This is a genomic window from Endobacterium panacihumi (assembly GCF_050847465.1).
In the GTDB taxonomy this organism is placed as follows: domain Bacteria; phylum Pseudomonadota; class Alphaproteobacteria; order Rhizobiales; family Rhizobiaceae; genus Neorhizobium; species Neorhizobium panacihumi.
This window is the reverse complement of the sequence record NZ_JBOZRA010000001.1, coordinates 2,185,649-2,210,018: the sequence shown is the minus strand read 5'-3', so window position 1 is coordinate 2,210,018 and position 24,370 is coordinate 2,185,649. Positions and strand designations below refer to the sequence as shown.

Genomic DNA, 24,370 nt, shown 5'->3' with positions numbered 1-24,370 from the left:
CGGCTCTCGAATTTTCAGCAAGGATGATGATCGTGAAAACACGCAAGCTTGGAAAAGATCTCACTGTATCGGCCATCGGCCTCGGCTGCATGGGCATGAGCCATGCCTATGGCGGACAGGATGAAGCGACCTCCATCAAAACGCTGCATCGCGCGCTCGATCTCGGCGTCAATTTTTTCGATACGGCGGAAGTATACGGCCCCTTTGTGAATGAGGAACTGGTCGGCAAGGCGCTGAAGCCGCATCGCGACAAGGTGGTTATTGCCACTAAATTTGGCTTCAAGATCGACACGGATAAAACGCAGACCGGTGCCATGTCCGGCCTCGATAGCCGCCCCGAGCATGTTCGCGACGTTGCCGAAGCCTCGCTTAAACGTCTCGGTATCGAGGTCATAGACCTGTTCTACCAGCACCGCGTCGATCCGAACGTGCCGATCGAGGACACGGTCGGCGCGATGGCGGACCTGGTCAAGCAAGGCAAGGTGCGCGCGCTCGGCCTGTCCGAAGCCGGTCCCGACATCATTCGCCGCGCCCATGCCGTCCATCCGATCTCGGCGCTGCAAAGCGAATATTCCCTCTGGACCCGCGATCCCGAAGGCGAAATCCTCGACACCTGCCGGGAACTCGGTATCGGTTTCGTACCTTTCAGCCCGCTTGGCCGCGGTTTCTTGACCGGCAAGATCAAGAGCACGGCCGACATGTCCGAAGGCGACATGCGTCTTGGATTGCCGCGTTTCGAAGCCGAAAACATGCAGGCCAATCTGGCTCTGGTGCACTTGGTCGAGCAAATGGCGGAAGAAAAAGACATCACCGCCGCCCAGTTGGCGCTTGCCTGGGTTCTCGCCAAGGGCGATTTCATCGTGCCGATTCCCGGTGCGCGAAAAATCCCCAATCTCGAGCAGAATGCAGCTGCCGCCGATGTCATTCTAACCGCGACGGACGTCCAGAAGCTCGACGACATGCTGGCCCCGGAAAAGATAGCTGGCGCGCGGTATGCCGCAAGCCAGATGGCGTGGACGCCAAAGAAGTAACTAACGCCGCAGCGGCGGAAATCCCTCATACCAATCGGAATGGTCACTCTCGTGGTTCGCCATCCCGGTTTTGGTCAGCACACCGCGCGGCGCGACATAACTCATGATGCGTCGCGCCGGCTGCTCGTGCCATTGGATGTTGAAGGCCCAGAGTTTCGGGAAAAAACATAGCGATGCATAAGGCAGGTGGTCGTGGATCCACCATGCCATCTTTTGCCAGTCACCTTCCCGGTCATGGTTGTCGATCAGCCATGGCACGACGATACAGACCGTCGCGCCGACAAACCCGTCGGCATCGCGCCGGTCCCATATATGGTCAGCGGCCGTCGCGGCATTGGTGGAACAGTTGAGCTTGTTGCTGTTGCCAAATTCGTTGACTGCGGGAGAGCGATAACCGGAGCGAATATGCAGGCGGCCGAATGTCGCCTGCAGGGGGTCGAGCAACTCTTCGCACAGATGTTTTCCGGCTTCGATCGCAAGATCCGGATCGTCTGGAATGTTCGGAATATGATAAAACTCGGCAATCTCGGAATATAGAAATTCGCGCAGGAAAAAGTTTTCGGATAGCCGCGTCCGGCCGAGTTCTTCCAGTCCCCTCATCGAATTCGGCTTGCGCATCCTTGCCTCCCGTCGATGCAGCGCCCGCTGCGGTCGACAGCGTAGGGCGCGTGGCGGCAATGGAAAAGGCCCGAAGCGCAAAGCATCCGGGCCTTCATCGTTCAGGCACGGAAAACTCAGAGCTTTCCGTTGCGCTGCTGCATGATCATGAACGTGTCATAGCTGTATTCGGCGATCTGCGACCACAGGTAGCCATCGCGCTTGAAGGCCTGTTGGCTGTCAAAAATTTTCTTGAAAGCCGGGTTCGCGGCCGAAATTTCCGCGTAGGTGTCCTGTGCCGCCTTGTAGCTGGCATCGAGAATGTCATGGCTGAACGGTTTCAGGATCGCGCCTTCGGCTACCAGCTGTTTCAAGGCCTTGGCATTGTGAGCGTCGTATTTTGCCAGCATGTTCATGTTGGCATTGGCGCAGGCATCCTTCAGCATGCGCTGATAGGCTTTCGGAAGGGCATTGAATTTTTCGAGGTTGAAAAAGGCGTGAACCGTCGGGCCGCCTTCCCACCATGCCGGATAGTAATAATATTTGGCGACTTTGACAAAACCGAGCTTCTGGTCGTCATAGGGTCCGACAAATTCGGTGGCGTCGATCGTTCCCTTTTCCAGCGCCGCATAAACGTCACCACCGGCAATCTGCTGCGGTGTCACGCCAAGCTTGCTCATCACCTGACCGGTCAATCCGGCAATGCGCATCTTCAGGCCCTTGAGGTCGTCGATCGTCTTGATTTCCTTGCGGAACCAACCGCCCATCTGGGCACCGGTATTGCCGGCCGGCAGCGCGTAAAGACCGTGACCGGACAGGAATTCGTTCAGAAGGTCATTGCCGCCACCGACGGTAAACCATGAATTCGTCAGGCGCGCATTAAGCCCGAAGGGAATGGCCGTGCCGAGCGCGAAGGTCGGATCCTTGCCGACATAATAATAGGAGCAGGTATGCGCCATCTCCACTGTGCCGGCGGCAACCGCGTCGGCGGCCTGCAGGGCGGGAACGATTTCACCGGCGGCATAGCTCGAGATCTTGAACTTTCCATCCGATGCCTCGCTGACGCTGGCGGCAATTTCGGTGGCCGCGCCATAGATGATGTCGAGACTCTTCGGGAAGGATGACGTCAGGCGCCAGTTGACCTGCGGATTTTCCTGCGCGATCGCGGGCGCTGCCAAGGTCGCCGCCGCAGCCGCGCCGGCGCCTGCAGCACCAGCCTTGCGGAAAAACGAGCGACGATTGATGGGCTGGTTTTCGTTCGAATGGGTCATGGGTTTCGCATATCCTCCAGATGCTGTTTCGCGCCATAAGGGTTTGTTGCGCGCCATGCAAGTATGGCTTTCGTAAACTTGCTTGGAACCTAATTTTTTGTTTTCAAAAGTTGCGTGAATGCCGCTTCCAGTCTGATTTCAGCAGTTAAATAGCCAAAAATGGTTGCTTTTTGACTTCATAAGTTTAGAATTAGAATAATTCTAAATAAGGGTGTTTTCGATGTTCGGTCGGGTATCGTTTTCGCGCAAGCGCAGTTTCAATTCCTTGAGCGAGGAGGAAATCCTTGCCTTGGCGATAGCGGCCGAAGAAGAGGATGCACGCATCTATCTTGCCTATGCCGATAGTTTGCGGGATCAAGCTCCGGGATCTGCGAAAGTCTTCGAGGACATGGCGGAGGTGGAGCAAAGCCATCGCAACATGCTGATTTCGCAGTTCCGGCAGCGTTTTGGCGAGCGTATCCCGCTGATCCGGCGCGAGCATGTCAGCGGATTTTACGAGCGCCAGCCGGACTGGCTGGTCAGAAACCTGTCGCTGGAAAAAGTCAGGGCACAGGCGGAAGCGATGGAGGCACAGGCCTTCCGCTTTTATACAGAAGCCACCAAACGTGTGAGTGATGCCTCCACCCGCCAATTGCTGGGCGATCTGGCGCTGGCCGAGCAGGGACATAGCGATATCGCCGCCATGCTGGAAGAAAAGCATGCGCCGGAAGACGTGAAGGCCGCGGAAGACGAAAACGCCCACCGACAGTTTGTTCTGACCTATGTGCAACCAGGCCTTGCCGGTCTGATGGACGGCTCCGTCTCCACGCTCGCGCCGATCTTCGCTGCGGCCTTCGCCACCGGCGACACGTGGTCCACCTTTCTGATCGGCCTTTCGGCCTCTGTCGGTGCCGGCATTTCCATGGGCTTCACCGAAGCCGCGCATGACGATGGAAAAATTTCCGGGCGCGGTTCGCCGCTCAAGCGTGGTCTCGCATCCGGCATCATGACGGCGGTCGGTGGCCTCGGCCATGCGCTGCCATACCTCATTCCCGATTTCTGGACGGCAACCGCCATTGCTGCCATCGTCGTATTCGTTGAACTCTGGGCCATCGCCTTCATCCAGAACCGCTACATGGAAACGCCATTCGTGCGGGCCGTCTTCCAGGTCGTGCTGGGTGGTTCCCTTGTGCTGGCGGCGGGTATTCTGATCGGCAATGGATGAAGCGCGATAAGACGAAGATCCAAGCAATCCGTCCGGTAGACAGATTGCAGCGACGACGGATACGGAATCGATCAGTGCTCTGGGATACGGCGCGCTGATCTTATCATCGCGATGGGCTGCTCAGCCGGTTCGAACGACTGCAAGTGCGACGTCCACGGCACGATTCATGGCTGTCGGATCATCAAACAACGCCAGATGCAGGGTCGCCCCTTCAAGACGCGCAAGATCGTCGGCAGCGATGATGACGGCGGTGTCGCGCTGCATCGTTTTTGCCAGAATGTCGCTCATGCGGTCGAGATGTGCCTGGAAAAATGCACGCACGGCCTGTTTCGCCACCGGCGTGTCTTCGCCAATACCATAGGCGAGATGAAATCCGACACATCGCTGGCGATCCGTCAATGTCTCGGCGATTGACCGAATGACTGTCTCATAGGCGACTTTCCAGTCGGCGTTGTTTATGCCCGGTTGCGAGAACGTTTCGTGCAACGTCATCTCCAGAACCTCGGGAACAAGTGCCTCCTTGTTCGGGAAGCGCATGTAGAGCGAGGCTTTTCGCAAACCGACCCTGTCGGCGAGATCCTGCATCGACGCCCCGGCATATCCTTTCTCACGAAAAAGATCGCGGGCTGCTGCGGTTATCTGTTCCTTGCTGACTTTCATTGCCGTCACTTCTTTCAGTCGCATTCCCACGCACCGGAATGCGCCAGGACCTGCTATCACAACCATGTGTTATTTACAAACGACCGATCGGTAGTATTTTGTATCCGTCCGGTGTGTCGTGGAGGCATGCCACTGCGACCAAGCCAAGATTTCAGGAGATACCGATGACTGTCAGCTACAAGCGCCAGCAAGTGGGAGACGTAAACATGTTCTATCGGGAAGCCGGGCCGCGCAATGCGCCGGTTCTGTTGCTTCTGCATGGTTTTCCGTCTTCCAGCCATATGTTTCGCGAACTCATCCCGCAGCTTTCGAGCACCTACCGCGTGATTGCCCCGGATCTTCCGGGTTTCGGGTACACGCAGGCGCCTCCGCGTGGCGAATTCGATTATACGTTCGATAAGCTTGCCGATATCCTCGATGGCTTCACCCACGCCCTGTCGCTGGAAAAATATGCGCTTTACGTTTTCGATTACGGTGCCCCGGTCGGTTATCGGCTTGCCGCGGCTCATCCCGAGCGGATAACGGCGATCATCAGCCAGAACGGCAATGCCTATCTTGACGGTTTCAGCGACGAATGGACCGCATGGGAGAACTACTGGCGCAATCCGAATGCGCAAACGCGCGAGGCTTGCCGCGTGACTTTGTCTGCGGATGTGATCGAGAACTGGCAATACCGTACCGGCACGGATCCGCGCCGCCTCGGCCCGGATGGCTACATGCTCGACATTGCCCTGATGTCACGGCCCGGAGCAGAGGAAATCCAGCTCGATCTTATTCTCGATTATCGCAACAATCTGGATCGCTATCCGGAGTTTCAGGCCTATTTCCGCCAGCACCAGCCCCCGCTTCTTGCCGTATGGGGGCGTCACGATCCGGCATTCATTCCGGCTGGCGCGGAGGCCTATGGGCGGGACTTGCCCGATGCCCACATCCATCTGCTCGATACGGGGCATTTTGCGCTGGAAACACATTCAAGCGAGATCGCCCAGATGATCCGCAGCTTTCTCGGCCAGCATTTGTAGTGCTGGAATATCGCCCGCCATGCGGGCACTTGAAGAAGCGGCCTGTTGCAGGTCGCTTCCCGGCCTCCTCGTGAAGATCAGCGCAATGCGCCGACCACCACGTCGCGGCCGTCCTCGATGGTTACCCAGCGGCCGGTATCAAAAGATGCCTGGCGCTTGAGGAACGTATAGTCGGTGTCCGACCAGAGTTTTACGTCCGAGTTGAGATTGTCGAGAATGAAGTCACCCTGAGAGGTGCGCACGGTCAGAACCGCATGGCCCTCACCATCGGGCTTGCGCACAACGGTGATCAACAGGTCGGCAAGGGCAAAGCCGCGCTCGGAAAGCTCCTTGCGCTTTTGCAGCGCATAGTCTTCGCAATCGCCGGCATCGACCGGGTATTCCCAATATTCTTCGCGGCCATACACTTCCAGGTCGGTGCGGGCGAAGATGCGGTCGTTGACGGAGGCATTGATGTCGTGAATGGCTTTCCAGCCGAATTCGGTCACCTTGGGTGCCGGGGCCGGACGCGTGCGGATGCTGCACTCGTCCTGATGCCGCTGGCAGAATTCGTAGTGTCCGATCGGTTGCGACGTGACCGAACCCGTGACCATGCTGGCCAGGGTCCTCGGTGCCGGAATGGCGGAAGTTGCCGATGCGAGGGTCACCCCGAGGATCACGGCCAGGAACCGTACCTTCACTGCAAACGTCATATGCCCGTCCTTCAAATTCTTAACGAAAGGTTAAGAGCGAGGCGGGCACAGAGTCAATTATTACCAATCCGTAAACATGTAACTATCGGCGCTTATGGTTAAGATCGGTGCATTTCAGCATCAGCTTATTTTTGAGCCATTATTTATGAGGGTGGCCAGCGCAGAGCGCATTTTCTGCAGGTCCTGTGGGCGCGACAAGCGGTGGTCGCCATCGCGGATCAGGGTCAAGACAATGTCGTCTGCCGGCAGGAATTCCATCAGTTTCAATGCGTGCTGATAAGGGACGTCGGCATCCTTCATGCCCTGCAGAATGTGGACTGGGCAGCCGGTCTCGATAATGTCGGTCAGTACGCGGTTGTCGCGGCCGTCCTCCATCAATGCGCGGGTAAAAATGTTGGGCTCCGGGCTGTATTCGGAGATTTCCTCGAAATAGCCGCGTTCGTTGAGCGACTGACGCTCCTTGTCGCTCAGCGCGGGTTCGATCAGGTCGTGGGTAAAATCCGGGGCAGGGGCGATCAAAACCAGACCGTCGACCTTAGGCCCTTTGCCGCGCTTTACCAGTTCCTGAACCATGCGCAGTGCAATCCAGCCGCCCATCGAGGAACCGACAAGAATGACGCGTTGCGGAGCGACATGATCGATGACGGCAATCGATTCTTCCAGCCAGCGGGAAATCGTGCCGTCGTTGAAATCGCCGCCGGACTGGCCGTGGCCGGAATAATCATGCCGCAATGCCGAAACACTCTGTTCAGAGGCCAGCGCATCCATTTCCAGCGCCTTGGTGCCGCTCATGTCTGAGCGATAGCCGCCAAGCCAGACCAGCGTCGGAGCATCGCTGCGCTCTGCCGGGCGGTGCAAATAGGCGATCTCGCGCGCATCGCTGCCGTGACCGACCGTCAGTCGAGCCGACTCGCCCCGTGTCGTCGCGTCCATTGTCTGCTCCTTCGTTTATTCCTATCTCTTGTGCAGCGCTTATAGCCGCGCCGTCATAAAACATATAGGTGACATGCCAACGGCAGGTGATCTTTCCGGCGCGATATGCTATTGACTTCGCCGCGTCGATGACGACATTGGCCCGCAATTGCAAATGTGGTGCTAATGCTCGCCACCGCAAACTTGAAAAAATTCAGGAGAACACGACCATTCGCAGACCTTTCAAAGCCGATGCCCCTGTCAAAGAGGGCCCGCGCTCCAACCGGGAAATCCGCGTTCCCAGGGTCCAGCTTATCGATGCCGAAGGCCAGAATCTCGGTAACATACCCACCGACCAGGCCCTCAAGATGGCCGAGGAGGCAGGGCTCGACCTCGTAGAGATCTCGCCGAACAACGATCCGCCGGTGTGCAAGATCCTCGATCTCGGCAAGCTGAAATACGCCAACCAGAAGAAGGCGGCCGAAGCGCGCAAGAAGCAGAAGATCGTCGAGATCAAAGAAATCAAGATGCGTCCGAACATCGACACCCATGACTATGAGGTGAAGATGAAGGCGATCCTGCGTTTCTTCGAGGATGGCGACAAGGTTCGCGTGACGCTGCGTTTCCGCGGTCGCGAAATGGCGCACCAGGAACTTGGCATGAAGCTGCTGCTTCAGGTCAAGGAAGATACGGCGGAGATCGCCAAGGTGGAAGCCGAGCCCAAGCTCGAAGGCCGCCAGATGATGATGGTGTTGGCGCCCCGTTAAGGCGCCGCCACTGCCCTCTTGCCGATGAATGGGGCGCTTTCCGCCCCTGATGCCCGCAAATGCGGGCTTTTCGGCAGTTTCCCCCATTGCGCTTTTGATCGGACTATGATTATAAGCGCCGTCCGAACGGTCCGGCAGGGCATGCCGTGGCCGTTGTTAATGCTTGGATCAGCCTCGTCTGCTGGTCCGATACAAAACTGGAGTAGCAAAATGCCCAAGATGAAGACGAAATCCGCTGCCAAGAAGCGGTTCAAGGTCACTGCGACCGGCAAGGTTCTCGCAGCTGCCGCCGGCAAGCGCCACGGCATGATCAAGCGTTCCAACAAGTTCATCCGCGATGCACGCGGCACGATGGTTCTTGCTGAAGCTGACGGCAAGAAGGTTATCAAGAACTACCTGCCGAACGGTCTCTAAGACTAATCGACGACCTGGAACAGTTTTAAGGAGATCATGACATGGCACGCGTAAAACGTGGCGTAACTTCCCGCGCCAAGCACACCAAGACCCTCAAGGCAGCCAAGGGCTTCTATGGCCGCCGCAAGAATACGATCCGCGCCGCAAAGGCAGCCGTTGATCGTTCGCGTCAGTTCGCTACCCGCGACCGCAAGGTCAAGAAGCGTAATTTCCGCGCTCTGTGGATCCAGCGTATCAACGCTGCCGTCCGCGAATCCGGCCTGACCTACGGCCGCTTCATCGATGGCCTCAACAAGGCTGGCATCGAAGTCGACCGCAAGGTCCTGTCCGACATGGCCATCCATGAGCCGGCAGCATTCGGCGCCCTGGTTGAAGCTTCCAAGAAGGCTCTGTCCTACCTGAAGGACGCCGGCACCAAGAACGAATTTGAAAGCGCCGTTAAGTAAGCGCTGGACTTTTTCTGAACCAAAAAGACCCGCGCGGCGTTGCTGCGCGGGTTTTTTCTTTTCCGGATAGGGCGATTGTGCCCGCATCGGGACCCCGGGTGTTGAGGAGCGCCAAGGTGACGGATGACGTCGTCGACATGAGGAACGCGCCGCAATTGCCAGCCAAGGATATCGCCGAGCTTCTGGCGGCGCTGGTGTCCGATGGCGATCGTGTGCAGGCGGTTTCGCTCTCTTGCGGCACGGTGTGGATCAAGCGTCACGGTGGCAAAGGCCGCCGGGCGATCGTTGCCGTGCAGACCGCGCTCGCGCGCCTGTTCCGGCTCCCGTTCATGCGCCCATCACCCGCTGAAAGCGGAGAGGGCATGGTCGCGCGGGACCTGCGCCGCATGGGCAGGTTTTCCGACAACAATGTTCCGACAGCTGCCGTCCTCTACGCATCCGGTAGCGCCATCGTATTGAGTGATGTTGCGCCGACGGTGCAGGACAGGTTGTGGCATCTGCGGACCGCGAATCCGGCGGCGCACGATGATCTGCTGGTGTTCTGTTGTGCCGAGCTTGGCCGGCTGCATGCCATGGGCCTCTGCCATGGCAGACCTTTCCCGCGCGACATGTTCGAAAAAGACCAGCGCATCGGTTACATAGATTTCGAGGAAGAACCCGAGGCGGTTATGCCGCTCGCCACCGCGCAGGCGCGTGATCTCTGGTTGTTCTTCCTGCAATTGAGCGACTGGGCCACCGAGCGCTTGCAGGTCCAGGATCGTGCCTATTCGGCGTGGGCCGCATCCGCACCGCCGGCCGCGATTGCCGAGTTGCGCGCGATGACGCGGCATCTGCGGCGCTTTTTATGGCTTGCCCGGTTGATTGGCCGGATTCACATGGGTAGAGATTTGCGACAATTCATTCTGGCCACCGCCTATCTGACAACAGTATTTCCCGGCTGACGTGGCCGACAGAGCAGGACATCATGACGGAACTCGATACACTGAAGAGCGCTCTCTTGGCCGAGATCGCCGGTGCCGGCGATGAAGCGGCCATCGAAGCTGTCCGCGTTTCGGCGCTTGGAAAAAAGGGGTCGGTTTCCGAGCTCCTGAAGACGCTGGGTTCGATGACGCCGGAAGAGCGCCAGAACCGTGGCGCCGCCATCAACGCGCTGAAGAACGAGATTACCGATGCCATCACCGAGCGCAAGACGGTTCTGAAGGACGCGGCGATCAATGCCCGCCTCAAGGCCGAGACGCTGGACGTATCGCTGCCGGTGCGTTCCTCGCCGGCCGAGCGTGGCCGCATCCATCCGATCAGCCAGATCACCGACGAAATCACCGCCATCTTCGCCGACATGGGTTTCTCCATCGCCGAAGGCCCGGATGTCGAAACCGACTACTATAACTTCACCGCCCTGAATTTCCCGGAGGGTCACCCGGCCCGCGAAATGCACGACACCTTCTTCTTCCAGCCGGATGAAAAGGGTGAGCGCAAGGTTTTGCGCACCCATACCTCGCCCGTGCAGGTGCGCACGATGGAAGCGCAGGAGCCGCCGATCCGCATCGTCATCCCCGGAAAAACCTATCGTCAGGACAGTGACGCCACCCATTCGCCGATGTTCCATCAGGTCGAAGGCCTCGTCATCGACAAGAAGGCGCATGTCGGCAACCTGCGCTGGGTTCTGGAAGAATTCTGCAAGACCTTCTTCGAGGTCGACAGCGTCGTCATGCGTTTCCGCCCGTCCTTCTTCCCGTTCACCGAACCGTCCTTCGAAGTGGACATCCAGTGTGACCGTTCCGGCCCGATCGTGAAGTTCGGCGAAGGCAATGACTGGATGGAAATTCTCGGCTGCGGCATGGTGCATCCGAACGTGCTGCGTTCCGGCGGTCTCGATCCGGACGAATACCAGGGTTTTGCCTGGGGCATGGGCCTCGACCGTATCGCCATGCTGAAATACGGCATGCCGGACCTGCGCGACTTCTTTAATGCGGACGTGCGCTGGATGAACCATTACGGTTTTCGTCCGCTCGACATGCCGACCCTTTTTGGCGGTTTGAGCCAGTAATCCGGAGCGCCCGCGAGCAGGATCATCCATGAGCGAGATGGCAAGAGAGCAGCAGGATCTTCATCGGGGCGGATGCCGTTGCGGCGCCATCCGTTTCGAGGCGACGGCTGCTCCCATCTATGCCAGCTATTGCCATTGTGGCGATTGCCGGCGTGCAAGTGGCGCTCCTGTTGCAGCCTTCGTCGGCTTTCTTGCCGCAGACGTGAGGTTTGAAGACGCAAGTGCTGCCACTTATGGCACCGCTCCCGTCAAACGCAGCTTTTGCGGCACATGCGGCGCGCCGATCGCCTATACGGACGAACGGCTTTCCGACCGCATTTTCTTCATGCTCGGCGCCATGGACGCGCCGGAAAATTATCCGCCGCGCGTGCACGGTTACGTTCACGAGCAGCTTCCCTTCTTCCATGTCGATGACGGCCTGCCACGGATGGAAACCATGACCGTGCCGAGGCCTTCAGGAGAAAACCAATGAAGTTCACGCTTTCCTGGCTCAAGGAACATCTTGAGACCGACGCAACCCTCGATCAGATCTGCGAGCGCCTGACGGCGATCGGTCTCGAGGTCGAGGATGTCGATGACAAGGCTGCCTACAAGCCTTTCGTCATCGCCAAAATTCTGTCGGCGGAAAAACACCCGGAAGCCGACCGCCTCAAGGTTCTGTCGGTCGATGCCGGCCCTGATGTCAATGGCGGCAAGCCGCTGCAGATTGTCTGCGGCGCGCCGAATGCCCGCGCCGGTCTGGTCGGCGCGCTCGCACGTCCGGGCGATTATGTCCCGGGTATCGATGTGACGCTGTCGGTCGGAAAAATCCGCGGTGTCGAAAGCCACGGCATGATGTGCTCGGAAAAAGAGCTCAACATGTCGGAAGACCATAACGGCATCATCGATCTGCCCGAAGACGCGCCGATCGGCACATCCTTTGCGACCTATGCCGGCATCGACGATCCGATGATCGAGATCAACCTGACCCCGAACCGTCCGGACTGCACCTCGATCTACGGCATCGCCCGTGATCTCGCAGCCTCCGGCCTCGGCACGCTGAAGGTGCCGGCGGCACCGGCTCTGAAGCTCGAAGGTGAGACCACGGTCGGCCTGTCGATCGATCTCGATGATGAAAAGCTCTGCCCCGGCTTCGGCCTGCGCCTCGTGCGCGGTGTCAAGAACGGCCCAAGTCCGGCCTGGATGCAGACGCGTCTGAAGGCCATCGGCCTTCGCCCGATCAATGCGCTGGTCGATATCACCAATTACATGACCTTCGACCAGGGCCGTCCGATGCACGTCTTCGACGCTGCCAAGGTCAAGGGCGATCTCGTCGTCCGTCGCGCCACGGAAGGCGAAACGGTGCTGGCGCTCGATACCCGCGAATACAAGCTCGGTCAGAACAACGTCGTCATTTCCGATGACAATGGCGTCGAGTCGATCGGCGGCATCATGGGCGGCGAACATTCCGGCTGTGATGAAAACACCGTCGACGTGCTGATCGAATCGGCTCTGTGGGATCCGATCAACATCGCCAAGTCGGGCCGCACGCTCGGCATCATCACCGATGCCCGTTATCGTTTCGAGCGCGGCGTCGATCCGGAATACATGGTTCCCGGCCTTGACCGCACCACCCAGCTGGTTCTCGACCTCTGCGGCGGCACGCCCGCCAAGGAAAAGATCGTCGGTTACAAGGGTTATGAAGCCAAGACCGTCGATTTCCCCTATGCCGAAGTCAAGCGCCTGACCGGCCTCGACATCTCCACCGATGAAAGCCGCGACATCCTCACCCGCCTCGGTTTTGCCGTCGAAGGTTCTGGCGAGCGCGTGTCCGTCAAGGTGCCGTCCTGGCGCCCGGACGTCCACGGCAAAGCCGATCTCGTCGAAGAGGTCATGCGTATCCACGGCGTCGACCAGATCAAGCCGGAGCCGCTGGAAAAGCTGTCGGCGATCAACAGCCGTATCCTGACGACACTGCAGATCCGCACCCGCACCGCCAAGCGGGCGCTGGCGTCGCGCGGCATGCTGGAGGCCGTTACCTGGTCGTTCATTCCGGAAGATCAGGCCAAGCTTTTTGGCGGCGGCTCGCCGTCGCTGAAGCTCGCCAACCCGATCGCAGCAGATATGTCCGATATGCGCCCATCGCTTCTGCCGGGCCTGCTGACGGCTGCCCAGCGCAATGCCGACAAGGGTTTTGGCGATGTGGCGATCTTCGAAGTCTCGGGCACGTATGAGACCGATACGCCGGAAGGCCAGCGTCGTGTCGCCGGTGGCATCCGTCGTGGCACCGCCTCCATCAATGGCGCCGGCCGCATGTGGTCGAATGCGACGAAGGGCGGCGGCAAGCCGGTCGACGTCTACGACGCCAAGGCCGATGCGCTCGCCGTGATCGAGGCCTGCGGCCTGCCGATGGCCAATGTGCAGATCGAGCAGGGCGGTCCCGAATGGTATCACCCGGGTCGTTCCGGCACGATCAAGATGGGCCCGAAAATCATTCTCGGCACGTTCGGCGAATTCCACCCGAAGACGCTCGATGCGCTCGACGTTTCCGGCGCTCTCTGCGGTTTCGAGATCTATCTCGATGCCATGGCTGAGCCCAAGAAAAAAGCCACTCGCACCAAGCCGGGCCTCGATCTGTCGCCCTTCCAGATGGTCAAGCGCGACTTTGCCTTCGTGGTGGGTTCGGAGATTGAAGCCGGCGCCATCATCAAGGCGGCCCAGAGCGCCGATCGCAAGCTGATCACAGGCGTCAACGTGTTCGACGTGTTTGCCGGCGCATCGCTCGGCGAAGACAAGAAGTCGGTTGCGATCGAAGTGCTGATCCAGCCGGTCGACAAGACCCTAACCGACGAAGACTTTGACGCGCTGACCAAGAAGATCGTCGCCAATGTCGAGAAGGCCACGGGCGGCGTCCTGCGCGCCTGATCGGGTTATTGCTGATAGCGAAATGAAGAAAGCCCGCCGTTTCATCAACGACGGGCTTTCTGTTTAAATGGACTTGCTGCGATCGGCCGTTATTCGGCGGCGTTCTGCACGATTTCCACCATCTCGTAGGAATACCCCTCCAGCATCGCATAGGCGCGCTCGATCGCCTCGATCTGCGCCTCGGACTTGATGATGGCATCGCCGATCGTGTCGGTGCGGGCACGGAACATGCGGCCGAGAATATCGGCCTCCGGCCGCTTGCCGATACGGTCGAGATGGTTGCGGATGCGGCCGCGATGCCGCTCCATCTCGAGAATGTGGAAACGGGCGCTGACGATCTGATCGGTCAGCTTGCGGCGCATGGCGGCAACCGGATCGAAACTGCCCGGCTCGCGCTCATCGAGGATCAGTTCGTTCATCAGTGTTTCAAGAACGAGAACGCTTTCGAGGTCCTTGGTATCGGCCAGCGCCGGGTCGTAACCTGTGTCGTCGTAAACCTTGCGGCGGATCGGATCGATCAGCAGTTCGTAGGAATTGGTGAGTTTGCTGAAAGTCTCCACGTCGCCGCCTGCATCCGGATGAGAGGTCTTGGCCTGTTTGCGATAGGCGCCCTTGATCGCGGCGCCATCGGCGTCACGGGTCACTCCAAGAATGTCGTAAGGGTCGATCATCAGTTCACATCTCTTGGTCGCGACGTATTCAAAGTCCTAATATAAACTTGTGGGTTGCCCCCTGGCGAAACCGCTCGCCTTTCCGTCAAGCAGGCAGGCTGGGCGATTCTGTGGCGCAAATCGCACAAAACATGGCTGTGGTAGCCAAAGAACGTTAAAAAAAAGCCCCGCACGCGGGCGGGGCTTTCGTTTGATCTTCAAAATGGCCGCAAATCGCCAGTTCAAAGGTAGAAATACTAAATAGAACCTATGCGCCTGCAACCTTGTCGCGTGTATTCGTTAAAAACACACGAATGCAAATGCGACGCTATACCATCAGCTGCCTGCGTTCGGACGATTGCTGCCGACATTGTTGTTGGTTGACGCCGTCTTGCCGTCCGCGCATTGGCCATAATAGGCACCGCCAAGGTGGCCGCCAGCGCTGGTGTTTTCCACCTGGCGTTCGGCACGTTTGATGGCTTTTTCTACGTCACTCTTGCTCATGATTGCCTCCATCTTTTGGGGTGGTGACAAGGAACAAACCCATGCCGGTGGCATATGTTCCGATTTTTTTGAAATAAGCAGGTTGACCAGGATGGGCGTCAGGCATATTTGGAAACGATCATTCCCGAATATGGAATCGTCCGCCATGAATGCCTCCGATATCGCCGTCGCCTCGCCGCGTGCCGCCGGCCGTCCGCGTGAATTCGATATGGAAATCGCGCTCGACAAAGCGGTTGTCGTGTTCACCGAGCGTGGTTATCACGGCACCTCGATCGGTGATCTGAGCACCGCCATGGGCGTCACAGCCGGCAGCCTCTACAAGGCTTTTTCCGACAAGAAGGCGATCTTTCTCGCCGCTTTCGATCGGTACAAGCTGGTGCGCAACGCCTGGCGTGACGAAGCGATCGCACCCGGCAGAGATGGTCGCGAGCGCATCCGCCTGCTGCTCGAATATTATGCTGAAAACGCCCATGGCGAAGCCGGCCGTCGCGGCTGTCTCGTCGTTGGCGCTGCCGTCGAACTCGCCCTGTTCGATGCAGAAGCCGATGCCCGTGTGGCCCGTTCACAGGCGGGGTTCGAAGACCTGTTCGAGCGCCTCGTCCGCGAAGGCCATGCCGATGGCTCGATCGGCGTCCATATCGATCCGCATGTCACGGCGCATCTTCTCTATGCGGTCATCCAGGGCCTGCGTGTCATCGGCAAGGGCGGACAGGACCGTGCCCGCGCCATGGCCACCGCCCAAGCCGCTCTCAAGATCCTCGACTGATTTTTATACCTCCAGCCTCCCGGAAGTTTTTTGCATGACCCTCCAAGCCACCGAGGAAAACACAGCGTTTTCCGAACCGGACGAACAACCAAAGTCTGTCGGCATTTCTGCCGGCATGACCTTTCTGATGGCCGCCGCAGCCGGCCTCATCTGCGCCAACATCTATTACGCCCAGCCGCTTGCCGGCCCGATCGCCGCATCCATCGGCCTACCGGCGGAAGCGACCGGCCTGATCGTGACGCTGACCCAGATCGGTTATGGTCTCGGCCTTCTCTTCGTTGTGCCGCTGGGAGACCTCGTCGAAAACCGTCGGCTGATCGTCACCATGCTGGCCATCGTCACGCTGGCGCTGCTTGCCGCCGCCGTCTCCTCCACGCCGTCGCCTTTCCTTGCCGCGTCGTTGATGATCGGCCTCGGCTCGGTCGCAGTGCAGATGATCGTGCCTTTTGCTGCCAGCCTCGCGCCGGAGGAAAGTCGTGGCCGCGTCGTCGGCAATGTCGTCAGTGGATTGATGCTCGGCATCATGCTGGCGCGGCCGGTCTCCAGCTTCATCGCCGAATTCTCGTCCTGGCACACGGTGTTTTACGTCTCCGCAGCCGTCATGGTGGTGCTTGGTCTCGTGCTGGCCGTGAAACTGCCAAAGCGTCGGCCGGAAACAAGCCTCAACTATCTGTCCCTGCTTGGCTCCATGGTCTCGCTAGCGCTCACGCAACCGGTTCTGCGCCGTCGAGCCGCCTATCAGTTCGGTCAGTTCGCCAGCTTCAGCCTTTTCTGGACGGTCACGCCGCTTCTGCTCGCAGGTCCCGCTTTCGGCCTCAGTCAGGCCGGTATCGCGCTCTTCGCGCTGGCCGGTGTCGCCGGTGCCATCGCCTCGCCGATTGCAGGGCGTCTCGCCGATCGTGATCTCAGCCGCCCGGCGACCGCTCTCGGCATTGCCGCATTGGTTGTCGGTTACCTGATCACCCATATCGCCCCGGAAGGCTCCATGCTGGCGCTTGGCCTGCTGACGCTTGCCGCCATCCTCATCGATTTCGGTGTCTCCACAACGCTGGTGATCAGCCAACGCGCTATCTACGGCCTCAGCGCCAGTCTGCGCAGCCGTCTCAACGGCCTGTTCATGGCTGCCTTCTTTGTCGGCGGTGCGCTCGGTTCGGCCATCGGTGCCTGGGCCTATGCCACCGGCGGCTGGTCGCTGGCATCATCGATCGGCATTGCCCTGCCGATCTCCGCCTTCCTCTATTTCCTCACGGAAAAGCGGGAAAAGGTCTGATACATCACGCAGCCGCCGCCACGGTCGGCGGCTGCGATCTGTCGGGTTTGGGAAAGGCGAGCGCGATCGCCACGGCCGCCAGCCCCATCAGCGAAGAACCGATGAACATCCACTCGTAACCGGCAAAATTGTCGAAGGCCCAGCCGCCTGCCACCGGCCCGATCGCCATGCCGGCCGAGGAAAACAGTGTGATGCCGCCAAGCACGGTGCCCATAACCCGCGGCGGAAAATAGTCGTGCGCCAGCACCGCATAAAGCGGCATGACGCCGCCATAGGCTGCTCCAAAAATGATCGCCAGCACGTAAAAGCCGGGAAGGGCGCTCGCTTGCGTATAGGCGGAAATCACCAATGCCTGCACAAGAAGTCCGCTGATCAGCACCGGTTTTGCCCCGAACCGGTCGCCAAGAAGCCCCAGCAGAACACGCCCGCCAAGCCCGGCCGCACCTTCCACACTGTAGATGCTCACCGCCGCCATCGGTGCGATGCCGCAGGCCATGGCATAACTCACCATATGAAAGATCGGGCCGGAATGCGCCGCACAGCAGGCGAAGTAGGTGAAGGCCAGAACCAGGAACTTTGGCGAGCTGACGATTTTCGCAAGCGACCAGTCCTGCCCGCCTGAGCCGGTTTGCGCTTCGGCGTGTCCGTCTGCAGCGGCCTTTGGTGCCGGTCGCATCAGCAGCGCCAGAGGCGGCAGAATGATCCAGCAGCCGATGCCGATCGCAAGCATGGCCGGCCGCCAGTCGCCGTAATAGGAGACGAGAAAACGCGCGAGCGGCGAAATCGTCATCGGCGCGACGCCGATCCCGGCGGAGACGAGCGACACGGCAATGCTGCGATGTCTGTCGAACCAGGCCATGGTGAGCGCGATCAGCGGCGCGAAAAATGCACTCGTCGCCAGTCCCAGCACGCCGCCATAGATCAGTTGAAAGACCGGAAGGCTGGTCGCCATCGAGCCCAGAACCAGCGCCAGACCCAGAAGCACGCTGCCGATCATGATGACGATGCGTGCGCCAAAGCGATCGCTTGCCATGCCCCACATGAAGCCGCCGAGCCCCATGACGATGAAATTCAGCGTCATCGCCAGCGAAACGCCGGCATGCGACCAGCCAGTCGCCGTCACGATCGGCTGCAGAAACACGGCCAGCGAAAACATGGCGCCGGCCGCCACGCAACCCATGAGGCCGCCCGCGACCACGATGACCCATTGATAGGATGTTTTCATGCCAAACCTCCCAAAGCGCCGCCAACTGACGCTACTTCACGTTGCTGATGTTCACAAGGACGCGTGATGGCGGCGCTTGCCGACAGGCGGCGTGATTTTTTGTGAAGAGTTTTGTTGCATTTCTCCACCGGTATCGGCGATCCGTGCGATAACCATCGAAGATGTAGGTGGAGCCGTAAAAGCTCATGAAAATGTTGATGGTCGATGTCGATGGCGTCGTGATTAACGGTCGCCCTGTCGATGGTTTGTCACCCTTTACGCAGGCCGAACGTGATCTTGGCCTCGATCCGGCAAAGCTGCAGCAGCAATTTTTCGCTTTGCACTGGCCCGATATCGTCACCGGCCGTAAACCGATCGAGCCGTCTTTGCAGGCGGTGCTGGCCGAAATCGCTCCGCATCTGCGTGTCGAAGAGGTGTTGCGCTACTGGTTCGAAAACGACAGTCGGCTGGACGAACGTTTGCTTGAAGATCTCGCTCTTCTTCGTGCATCCGACACAAAACTTTACCTCGCCACCAATCAGGAACATCGACGCGCCGGATGGCTGATGCAGCATGCTGCTTTTGCCGGTCGCTTCGATGGCATCTTCTATTCGGCGGCTCTGGGCCACAAGAAGCCGGAGAGGGCGTTTTTCGAAGTGGCAACACAACGGGTCGGTGCTGATCCCGCTGATATCGCTTTTATCGATGACGCTGAGGCAAATATCGAGGCGGCCCTTCGCTATGGTTGGAGGGCGGTGCAATGGTTGCCGGGTATGTCATTGCAGACCGTTTTGGCAGAATTCCGCAGCAGGCATTAGGCTCGCTCAAAGAAAAACGACCTCGATCGCGTTTGAGGTCGAATGTCTCTCATCCCGGTCTCATCCTCCGCCTCGTTCTCCAACGAAAGCGAGATTTTCCATGAGACCGACACAACTTCTTCTCACCCTGTCCCTTTGCACATTCGCACCCGCTCTCCATGCCGCCGAGCCGGTCGGCGTGCAGAAGATCAGCGTGGTCACGCAGGATTATCCAAGGCCTCTGGCGGTCACGGTCTGGTATCCGTCCAAGGGAGATGGGCAGCCCGCGGTTTCCACCGCCGACAAGGTCTTTCAGGCGGCCGCTGCCAATACCGGCGCGACCATCCGCGAGGGACGTTTTCCACTGATCCTGATGTCGCACGGTTCCGGTTCGCGCGCCGAAGGCATGGGCTGGATCGGTATCGAACTGGCAAAGGCCGGTTACATCGTGGCCGCCCCGAACCATCCGGGTACGACGAGCGGTGATTCCACGCCGGCCGCCACGCCAAAAATCTGGGAACGCGCGCAGGACATGTCTGTGCTCATCACCGCATTGTCCAAAAACAAGAGGTGGCAGTCTTCGATCAATCAGAACCGCGTCGGCATTCTCGGCTTTTCACTCGGTGGTTCAACGGCTCTGAAACTGGCCGGCGCGCGACCGGATCTCGATGGCTTCATCCATTATTGCGATGAACATCCGCCGGGTTCACTGGATTGCAGCTGGTTCCGTGGTGGCCGTGGTTATGCCGATGGTGCCTTCGTCAAGGTCGAACCTTTTGACATGCGCGAAATCGACCGTGACCGCTTTGAGCAATCCAATCACGATCCTCGCATCACTGCCGTGGTAGCCGTCGATCCCGGTCTCGGCACGCTGATGAAGCCGGAGAGTGTTGCGGCGGTTGACGTGCCGATCACGCTCATCAACCTCGGCAGCGAAGGCAAGGTGCCGCTGGCGGTGGAGGCCGAACAGCTGTCGAAAGATTTGCCTCATGCGACGTTCCATCGGGTGGAAAGTTCCGATCACTACAGTTTTCTGCCGGTCTGCCAGCCGGGCGCGGCCGCCTTCCTGAAGTCGTTCGAGGAAAACGATCCCATCTGCGAAGAAACTGCTCGCCCGCGCGCAGAAATTCACGAAGAACTGAGCCGGCTTATCATCGCGGCATTCGAGCGTGATCTGAAGCCTGGAAACTGAGAAAACAGGGCGGGAGGCAAACCCTCCCGTCACCTTATCCGATGCGTTTGTAAAACAGCGTCGTGCCACAATACCCGCCCTGCGGCCACAGGGCGTAATCGGGAATGACACCGACCCGTTCCCAGCCGAATCGCGGATAGATCGCTTCCGCCTCGCTGCCGGTCGCCGTATCCAGAACCAGCAGCGTGCGGCCGCGCCTCGCCGCTTCCTCCTCCACGGCCGCCATCAGTTTTCGCGACAGACCGAGCCCACGCGCCGAGCGATGAACAAGCAGTTTCATCAGGTCACCGCGATGCGGCTGGTTCGGTTTGGAGGCCAGCCCGACCTGCACGGTGCCGACAATCCGGCCCTCATGTTCGGCGACGGCAAGGATGATGTCGCCCGCCGCAACCGAATCGGCAATCTCGTTCCAATAGGGCACAGCATCATCCGGCGAAAACGGCAGCATGAAGCCGAGCGATGCACCGCCATTGATACAGTCGGACAAGACCTCGCAGAGACCGGGAATGGCAGCCCGCGCTGCATCGGCATCGAGAATGAAAATATCGGTCATCGAATAATCCTGGAGGGAAACAGAAGGAGAGGTGGGCGAAACGGGACTCATCCATGATCGTGTGCCAATAGGGAAACAAGTGGTCAAATGCCGTAAGTCGTCGCTTCGAAATCCGCACCGTTCATGCCGCTCCCCGGATAGCTTTTCGTCGCAAGCCTGCGCTAATCTCACGGCAATCGCAAAGCGGCTGCGTGATATCCGGACCATCACCATGGTCAGGCGACGAACAAGCCTCCGATCGAGATCGCCCAAAAGACCGTTGTTGCATTTGCCTGCCTTCGAGGATGATCATGACCGGAACGCCTGCCATCGCTGCGTCCCCCTTTTCCATTGCCAGTATCGTCATATCCATGACCATTGCCGCCATCGGCAGCGGCATCATGGCCACATATGTCCCCTTCGTGCTGACCAGCGAGGGTGCCACATGGGCAGCAAGACTGGCGGTTCCGGCCCTTGCCTTCGGAGGGCTTCTCGGTTGCGTTCTGGCCGGTCCGCTCATTCGCCGTGTCGGGCATGCGCGGTTATTTGCATGCTCCATGGCGATGGTGATCATCGGTGCGGTGCTTGTGGCAGCCGATCTGCCACCGGTCTGGTGGGTGCTCGCCCGCGCCATTTACGGTGCCGCATCCAACGTCAACTTCATCATCTGCCAGAGCTGGCTCAATCATGCCTCGTCCAACGAATGGCGCGGTCGCGCCATGTCGTTTTTTTATATGTGCTTCATCCTCGGGCTCGGTTTCGGCGCATGGCTGTTCGGGCAGGTGCCGGCGGAGGGCAATCTCGCGCCGCTGATCGTCGTGTTCGTCACGGCACTTTCCATCATCCCGATCGGCCTCACGCGTCTGCCCAATCCGCCGCCGCCGGCCAGCGTCAGCGTCGATATAAAAATGGCATGGCGCATTTCCCCGGTCGGGCTCATCGGCGTTCTCGCCTCGGGCGGCCTTTCCATGGTCGTGCAGGGTTTTACGCCGATCTATGCGACGCTGAACGGCGTGAGCCAGGGCGAAGTGGCACTGCTCATGCTCGTCATGCAGACCGGTTTGCTGTTCATCCAGTACCCGCTTGGGCTTATGTCGGATCGTATCGATCGACGCGTCATCCTGCTGTTCACCTGCGGCCTCATCGTCGTTTCCGGTGTGGCGGCGCTGATGGTGTCCTTCACCACCTTCATTCTGCTGATGATCGTTTTCCTCGTTTTCGGCGGCGCCATCGAAACCGTCTATTCGGTTGCCAACGCCCATGCCAACGACCGTGCCGATCCCGGCGATTTCGTGCCTCTGTCCTCAACGCTGCTGGTCGCCTGGTCGACGTCGGCCACGATCATACCGCTCGGCATCAGTTTTCTCGCCCCCGTTCTCGGCCAGCAGACATTTATCTATTCGATCATTCTGGTGGCCTCCGCTTACGGGCTTTACGTCATCTGGCGCCTCAAGGAGCGCGAGCCGGTGCCGATGGACGAGCGCGAAAACTTTGGCATGAAAACCGCCCAGATGCCGAATGCCTCCATCATCACCGATCCCGAAGGCGGCATCACTCCCGAAACCAAGCTACCCGAGTCGTAAAAGCAGGCCGTCATACTCAACGAAAGGTTATCTTCCCCCCTTTGCGGCAGGGACTGTCGCTGATATATGCGCGAACCATGAGCACCAATTCTTCGCGCACGCCGCTTGACCATATCCGCAACTTTTCGATCGTGGCGCATATCGACCACGGCAAGTCGACATTGGCCGACCGTCTGATCCAGACGACCGGCGGTCTTGCCGAACGCGATATGTCCGAGCAGGTCCTCGATTCGATGGATATCGAGCGCGAGCGCGGCATCACCATCAAGGCCCAGACCGTCCGCCTGCATTACAAGGCGAACAATGGTGAGACCTATGTGCTGAACCTCATCGACACGCCCGGCCACGTCGACTTTGCTTATGAAGTCTCGCGTTCGCTGTCGGCCTGCGAAGGTTCGCTTCTGGTCGTCGATGCCTCTCAGGGCGTGGAAGCCCAGACGCTCGCCAACGTCTATCAGGCGATCGACAACGACCACGAGATCGTCACGGTCCTCAACAAGATCGACCTTCCTGCGGCCGAACCGGACCGCATCAAGGAACAGATCGAGGAAGTCATCGGCATCGATGCCAGCCAGGCGGTTCTGATCTCGGCAAAAACCGGCCTGGGCATCCCGGATGTTCTCGAAGCCATCGTCCATCAACTGCCCGCTCCCAAGAGCGAGGCCGGCGAAAAGGGCCCGCTCAAGGCTTTGCTGGTCGACAGCTGGTACGATACCTATCTCGGCGTCATGGTTCTCGTGCGCATCCTCGATGGCGTGCTCTCCAAGGGCATGACCATCCGCATGATGGGCACGGACGCAAAATATCAGGTCGAACGCGTCGGCGTGCTCACGCCAAAGATGCTGGCCGTCGATAGCCTCGGTCCGGGCGAAATCGGTTTCTTCACCGGTTCGATCAAGGAAGTGGCTGACACCCGCGTCGGTGACACGATCACCGAAGACAAGAAGCCGACCGCGAAAGCGTTGCCGGGCTTCAAGCCTGCGCAACCCGTCGTGTTCTGCGGTCTCTTCCCGGTCGATGCGGCCGATTTCGAAGACCTGCGCGCCGCCATGGGCAAGCTGCGCTTGAACGACGCCTCGTTCTCGTTCGAAATGGAGAGTTCCGCCGCTCTCGGCTTCGGCTTCCGCTGCGGCTTCCTCGGCCTTCTGCATCTGGAAATCATCCAGGAGCGTCTGGAGCGCGAGTTCAACCTCGATCTGATCGCGACAGCCCCTTCGGTCGTTTATCAGATGACCATGACCGACGGTTCGGAACGCGAGCTGCACAACCCGGCCGACATGCCGGATGTGGTGAAAATCGCCGAAATCCGCGAGCCCTGGATCAAGGCCACCATCCTGACGCCGGACGATTATCTCGGCGGTATCCTGAAACTCTGCCAGGATCGTCGCGGCATCCAGACGGAACTCACCTATGTCGGCAAGCGCGCCATGCTCACCTATGAGCTGCCGCTCAACGAAGTCGTGTTCGATTTTTACGACCGCCTGAAGTCGATCTCGAAGGGCTACGCCTCGTTCGACTATAACCTGTCGGATTACCGCGAGGGCAACCTCGTCAAAATGTCGATCATGGTCAATGGTGAGCCCGTCGACGCGCTGTCCATGCTTGTGCACCGTTCGGCTGCCGAAAAGCGCGGGCGTGACATGTGCGAAAAGCTGAAGGACCTGATCCCGCGGCACATGTTCAAGATCCCGATCCAGGCTGCGATCGGCGGCAACGTCATCGCCCGCGAAACCATCTCGGCGATGCGCAAGGACGTGACGGCAAAATGTTATGGTGGTGACGCCACGCGTAAGCGCAAACTGCTGGACAAGCAGAAGGAAGGCAAGAAGCGCATGCGCCAGTTCGGCAAGGTGGACATTCCGCAGGAAGCGTTCATCGCCGCGCTGAAGATGAAAGACGATTGAT

The 24,370-nt window shown here is 59.2% G+C and carries 25 protein-coding genes; 16 read left to right on the top strand and 9 right to left on the bottom strand.

Features of this window, described 5'->3' with window-relative positions; all coding sequences use genetic code 11:
* The first annotated feature begins 32 nt into the window (after positions 1 to 32).
* A complete protein-coding gene (locus tag ACRQ1B_RS11020; protein WP_432293607.1) occupies positions 33 to 1,031 on the top strand; it encodes an aldo/keto reductase in 999 nt (332 codons plus the stop codon).
* Here ACRQ1B_RS11020 and ACRQ1B_RS11015 read toward each other — a convergent pair whose 3' ends face one another.
* Together ACRQ1B_RS11015 and ACRQ1B_RS11010 are read right to left on the bottom strand one after the other, a co-directional pair.
* A complete protein-coding gene (locus ACRQ1B_RS11015) occupies positions 1,032 to 1,649 on the bottom strand; it encodes a hypothetical protein (RefSeq protein ID WP_432293606.1) in 618 nt (205 codons plus the stop codon).
* A gap of 116 nt (positions 1,650 to 1,765) precedes the next feature.
* A complete protein-coding gene (locus ACRQ1B_RS11010; RefSeq protein WP_432293871.1) occupies positions 1,766 to 2,872 on the bottom strand; it encodes a TRAP transporter substrate-binding protein in 1,107 nt (368 codons plus the stop codon).
* Between the two features lie 247 nt (positions 2,873 to 3,119).
* Between ACRQ1B_RS11010 and mbfA the strand changes: the two genes are divergently transcribed.
* A complete protein-coding gene (mbfA, locus tag ACRQ1B_RS11005) occupies positions 3,120 to 4,103 on the top strand; it encodes an iron exporter MbfA (RefSeq protein ID WP_432293605.1) in 984 nt (327 codons plus the stop codon).
* A 120-nt stretch (positions 4,104 to 4,223) separates the two neighbouring features.
* Here the strand turns inward: mbfA and ACRQ1B_RS11000 are convergent, their stop codons facing one another.
* On the bottom strand, positions 4,224 to 4,763 hold the full coding sequence (locus ACRQ1B_RS11000) for a TetR/AcrR family transcriptional regulator (RefSeq protein ID WP_432293604.1): 540 nt from the start codon (positions 4,761 to 4,763) through the stop codon (positions 4,224 to 4,226).
* Positions 4,764 to 4,927: 164 nt separating this feature from the next.
* Here ACRQ1B_RS11000 and ACRQ1B_RS10995 point away from each other — a divergent pair, with 164 nt between their 5' ends.
* Positions 4,928 to 5,785 (top strand): alpha/beta fold hydrolase, encoded by an 858-nt coding sequence (locus ACRQ1B_RS10995; protein WP_432293603.1) that lies wholly within the window; start codon positions 4,928 to 4,930, stop codon positions 5,783 to 5,785.
* A 77-nt stretch (positions 5,786 to 5,862) separates the two neighbouring features.
* On the opposite strand, the gene ACRQ1B_RS10990 is transcribed toward ACRQ1B_RS10995, so the two are convergent.
* Together ACRQ1B_RS10990 and ACRQ1B_RS10985 are read right to left on the bottom strand one after the other, a co-directional pair.
* Positions 5,863 to 6,477, bottom strand: coding sequence for a transglutaminase-like cysteine peptidase (locus ACRQ1B_RS10990; protein ID WP_432293602.1), 615 nt, complete (start codon positions 6,475 to 6,477; stop codon positions 5,863 to 5,865).
* Positions 6,478 to 6,597: 120 nt separating this feature from the next.
* A complete protein-coding gene (locus tag ACRQ1B_RS10985; RefSeq protein WP_432293601.1) occupies positions 6,598 to 7,410 on the bottom strand; it encodes an alpha/beta hydrolase in 813 nt (270 codons plus the stop codon).
* 209 nt (positions 7,411 to 7,619) lie between these two features.
* On the opposite strand from ACRQ1B_RS10985, the gene infC reads away from it, so the two are divergent.
* From infC to pheT, 7 genes are all read left to right on the top strand, one after another.
* The gene (gene infC / locus ACRQ1B_RS10980; protein WP_432293870.1) at positions 7,620 to 8,156 is read left to right on the top strand and encodes a translation initiation factor IF-3; all 537 of its coding nucleotides are present in this window, start codon (positions 7,620 to 7,622) and stop codon (positions 8,154 to 8,156) included.
* A 210-nt stretch (positions 8,157 to 8,366) separates the two neighbouring features.
* Positions 8,367 to 8,570, top strand: a complete 204-nt coding sequence (rpmI, locus tag ACRQ1B_RS10975; protein ID WP_112729593.1) for a 50S ribosomal protein L35 — start codon at positions 8,367 to 8,369, stop codon at positions 8,568 to 8,570.
* A gap of 41 nt (positions 8,571 to 8,611) precedes the next feature.
* Positions 8,612 to 9,016 carry a 50S ribosomal protein L20 gene (gene rplT / locus ACRQ1B_RS10970; protein ID WP_432293599.1) on the top strand — a complete coding sequence of 135 codons (405 nt, stop codon included), beginning with the start codon at positions 8,612 to 8,614 and terminating at the stop codon, positions 9,014 to 9,016.
* Between the two features lie 116 nt (positions 9,017 to 9,132).
* Positions 9,133 to 9,957, top strand: a complete 825-nt coding sequence (locus tag ACRQ1B_RS10965) for a BUD32 family EKC/KEOPS complex subunit (RefSeq protein ID WP_432293597.1) — start codon at positions 9,133 to 9,135, stop codon at positions 9,955 to 9,957.
* 23 nt (positions 9,958 to 9,980) lie between these two features.
* The gene (gene pheS, locus ACRQ1B_RS10960) at positions 9,981 to 11,063 is read left to right on the top strand and encodes a phenylalanine--tRNA ligase subunit alpha (RefSeq protein WP_432293596.1); all 1,083 of its coding nucleotides are present in this window, start codon (positions 9,981 to 9,983) and stop codon (positions 11,061 to 11,063) included.
* A 28-nt stretch (positions 11,064 to 11,091) separates the two neighbouring features.
* Positions 11,092 to 11,535 (top strand): GFA family protein, encoded by a 444-nt coding sequence (locus ACRQ1B_RS10955; protein ID WP_432293595.1) that lies wholly within the window; start codon positions 11,092 to 11,094, stop codon positions 11,533 to 11,535.
* A complete protein-coding gene (pheT, locus tag ACRQ1B_RS10950; RefSeq protein ID WP_432293594.1) occupies positions 11,532 to 13,967 on the top strand; it encodes a phenylalanine--tRNA ligase subunit beta in 2,436 nt (811 codons plus the stop codon). Before ACRQ1B_RS10955 ends, pheT begins: the two co-directional genes overlap by 4 nt.
* A gap of 89 nt (positions 13,968 to 14,056) precedes the next feature.
* Here pheT and ACRQ1B_RS10945 read toward each other — a convergent pair whose 3' ends face one another.
* Together ACRQ1B_RS10945 and ACRQ1B_RS10940 are read right to left on the bottom strand one after the other, a co-directional pair.
* Entirely contained in the window at positions 14,057 to 14,638 is a 582-nt protein-coding gene (locus ACRQ1B_RS10945; RefSeq protein WP_306837782.1) for a J domain-containing protein, read from the bottom strand.
* 315 nt (positions 14,639 to 14,953) lie between these two features.
* Complete coding sequence (locus ACRQ1B_RS10940) at positions 14,954 to 15,268, bottom strand: hypothetical protein (RefSeq protein ID WP_432293887.1); 315 nt, start codon at positions 15,266 to 15,268, stop codon at positions 14,954 to 14,956.
* Between ACRQ1B_RS10940 and ACRQ1B_RS10935 the strand changes: the two genes are divergently transcribed.
* Both ACRQ1B_RS10935 and ACRQ1B_RS10930 read left to right on the top strand, forming a co-directional pair.
* Positions 15,267 to 15,887 carry a TetR/AcrR family transcriptional regulator gene (locus ACRQ1B_RS10935; protein WP_432293593.1) on the top strand — a complete coding sequence of 207 codons (621 nt, stop codon included), beginning with the start codon at positions 15,267 to 15,269 and terminating at the stop codon, positions 15,885 to 15,887. The two genes, ACRQ1B_RS10940 and ACRQ1B_RS10935, sit on opposite strands and share 2 nt — an antisense overlap.
* A gap of 34 nt (positions 15,888 to 15,921) precedes the next feature.
* Positions 15,922 to 17,157, top strand: coding sequence for an MFS transporter (locus ACRQ1B_RS10930; RefSeq protein WP_432293592.1), 1,236 nt, complete (start codon positions 15,922 to 15,924; stop codon positions 17,155 to 17,157).
* 4 nt (positions 17,158 to 17,161) lie between these two features.
* Here ACRQ1B_RS10930 and ACRQ1B_RS10925 read toward each other — a convergent pair whose 3' ends face one another.
* Complete coding sequence (locus ACRQ1B_RS10925; protein WP_432293591.1) at positions 17,162 to 18,382, bottom strand: MFS transporter; 1,221 nt, start codon at positions 18,380 to 18,382, stop codon at positions 17,162 to 17,164.
* A 185-nt stretch (positions 18,383 to 18,567) separates the two neighbouring features.
* Here ACRQ1B_RS10925 and ACRQ1B_RS10920 point away from each other — a divergent pair, with 185 nt between their 5' ends.
* Together ACRQ1B_RS10920 and ACRQ1B_RS10915 are read left to right on the top strand one after the other, a co-directional pair.
* The gene (locus ACRQ1B_RS10920; protein WP_432293589.1) at positions 18,568 to 19,179 is read left to right on the top strand and encodes an HAD-IA family hydrolase; all 612 of its coding nucleotides are present in this window, start codon (positions 18,568 to 18,570) and stop codon (positions 19,177 to 19,179) included.
* 100 nt (positions 19,180 to 19,279) lie between these two features.
* Positions 19,280 to 20,350, top strand: coding sequence for an alpha/beta hydrolase family protein (locus tag ACRQ1B_RS10915; protein ID WP_432293588.1), 1,071 nt, complete (start codon positions 19,280 to 19,282; stop codon positions 20,348 to 20,350).
* Positions 20,351 to 20,384: 34 nt separating this feature from the next.
* On the opposite strand, the gene ACRQ1B_RS10910 is transcribed toward ACRQ1B_RS10915, so the two are convergent.
* Entirely contained in the window at positions 20,385 to 20,903 is a 519-nt protein-coding gene (locus tag ACRQ1B_RS10910) for a GNAT family N-acetyltransferase (RefSeq protein ID WP_432293587.1), read from the bottom strand.
* Between the two features lie 290 nt (positions 20,904 to 21,193).
* On the opposite strand from ACRQ1B_RS10910, the gene ACRQ1B_RS10905 reads away from it, so the two are divergent.
* Positions 21,194 to 22,465 (top strand): MFS transporter, encoded by a 1,272-nt coding sequence (locus tag ACRQ1B_RS10905; protein ID WP_432293586.1) that lies wholly within the window; start codon positions 21,194 to 21,196, stop codon positions 22,463 to 22,465.
* Between the two features lie 77 nt (positions 22,466 to 22,542).
* Complete coding sequence (gene lepA, locus ACRQ1B_RS10900; RefSeq protein WP_432293584.1) at positions 22,543 to 24,369, top strand: translation elongation factor 4; 1,827 nt, start codon at positions 22,543 to 22,545, stop codon at positions 24,367 to 24,369.
* Position 24,370: the final 1 nt, after the last annotated feature.

Bases quoted from the DNA above. Each gene is read 5' to 3' on its own strand.
- ACRQ1B_RS11015 (WP_432293606.1), bottom strand. From the start codon at position 1,649: ATGCGCAAGCCGAATTCGATGAGGGGACTGGAAGAACTCGGCCGGACG.
- mbfA (WP_432293605.1), top strand. From the start codon at position 3,120: ATGTTCGGTCGGGTATCGTTTTCGCGCAAGCGCAGTTTCAATTCCTTG.
- ACRQ1B_RS11000 (WP_432293604.1), bottom strand. From the start codon at position 4,763: ATGAAAGTCAGCAAGGAACAGATAACCGCAGCAGCCCGCGATCTTTTT.
- ACRQ1B_RS10995 (WP_432293603.1), top strand. From the start codon at position 4,928: ATGACTGTCAGCTACAAGCGCCAGCAAGTGGGAGACGTAAACATGTTC.
- ACRQ1B_RS10990 (WP_432293602.1), bottom strand. From the start codon at position 6,477: ATGACGTTTGCAGTGAAGGTACGGTTCCTGGCCGTGATCCTCGGGGTG.
- ACRQ1B_RS10985 (WP_432293601.1), bottom strand. From the start codon at position 7,410: ATGGACGCGACGACACGGGGCGAGTCGGCTCGACTGACGGTCGGTCAC.
- rpmI (WP_112729593.1), top strand. From the start codon at position 8,367: ATGCCCAAGATGAAGACGAAATCCGCTGCCAAGAAGCGGTTCAAGGTC.
- rplT (WP_432293599.1), top strand. From the start codon at position 8,612: ATGGCACGCGTAAAACGTGGCGTAACTTCCCGCGCCAAGCACACCAAG.
- pheS (WP_432293596.1), top strand. From the start codon at position 9,981: ATGACGGAACTCGATACACTGAAGAGCGCTCTCTTGGCCGAGATCGCC.
- ACRQ1B_RS10955 (WP_432293595.1), top strand. From the start codon at position 11,092: ATGAGCGAGATGGCAAGAGAGCAGCAGGATCTTCATCGGGGCGGATGC.
- pheT (WP_432293594.1), top strand. From the start codon at position 11,532: ATGAAGTTCACGCTTTCCTGGCTCAAGGAACATCTTGAGACCGACGCA.
- ACRQ1B_RS10945 (WP_306837782.1), bottom strand. From the start codon at position 14,638: ATGATCGACCCTTACGACATTCTTGGAGTGACCCGTGACGCCGATGGC.
- ACRQ1B_RS10935 (WP_432293593.1), top strand. From the start codon at position 15,267: ATGAATGCCTCCGATATCGCCGTCGCCTCGCCGCGTGCCGCCGGCCGT.
- ACRQ1B_RS10940 (WP_432293887.1), bottom strand. From the start codon at position 15,268: ATGGCGGACGATTCCATATTCGGGAATGATCGTTTCCAAATATGCCTG.
- ACRQ1B_RS10930 (WP_432293592.1), top strand. From the start codon at position 15,922: ATGACCCTCCAAGCCACCGAGGAAAACACAGCGTTTTCCGAACCGGAC.
- ACRQ1B_RS10925 (WP_432293591.1), bottom strand. From the start codon at position 18,382: ATGAAAACATCCTATCAATGGGTCATCGTGGTCGCGGGCGGCCTCATG.
- ACRQ1B_RS10920 (WP_432293589.1), top strand. From the start codon at position 18,568: ATGAAAATGTTGATGGTCGATGTCGATGGCGTCGTGATTAACGGTCGC.
- ACRQ1B_RS10915 (WP_432293588.1), top strand. From the start codon at position 19,280: ATGAGACCGACACAACTTCTTCTCACCCTGTCCCTTTGCACATTCGCA.
- ACRQ1B_RS10910 (WP_432293587.1), bottom strand. From the start codon at position 20,903: ATGACCGATATTTTCATTCTCGATGCCGATGCAGCGCGGGCTGCCATT.
- ACRQ1B_RS10905 (WP_432293586.1), top strand. From the start codon at position 21,194: ATGACCGGAACGCCTGCCATCGCTGCGTCCCCCTTTTCCATTGCCAGT.
- lepA (WP_432293584.1), top strand. From the start codon at position 22,543: ATGAGCACCAATTCTTCGCGCACGCCGCTTGACCATATCCGCAACTTT.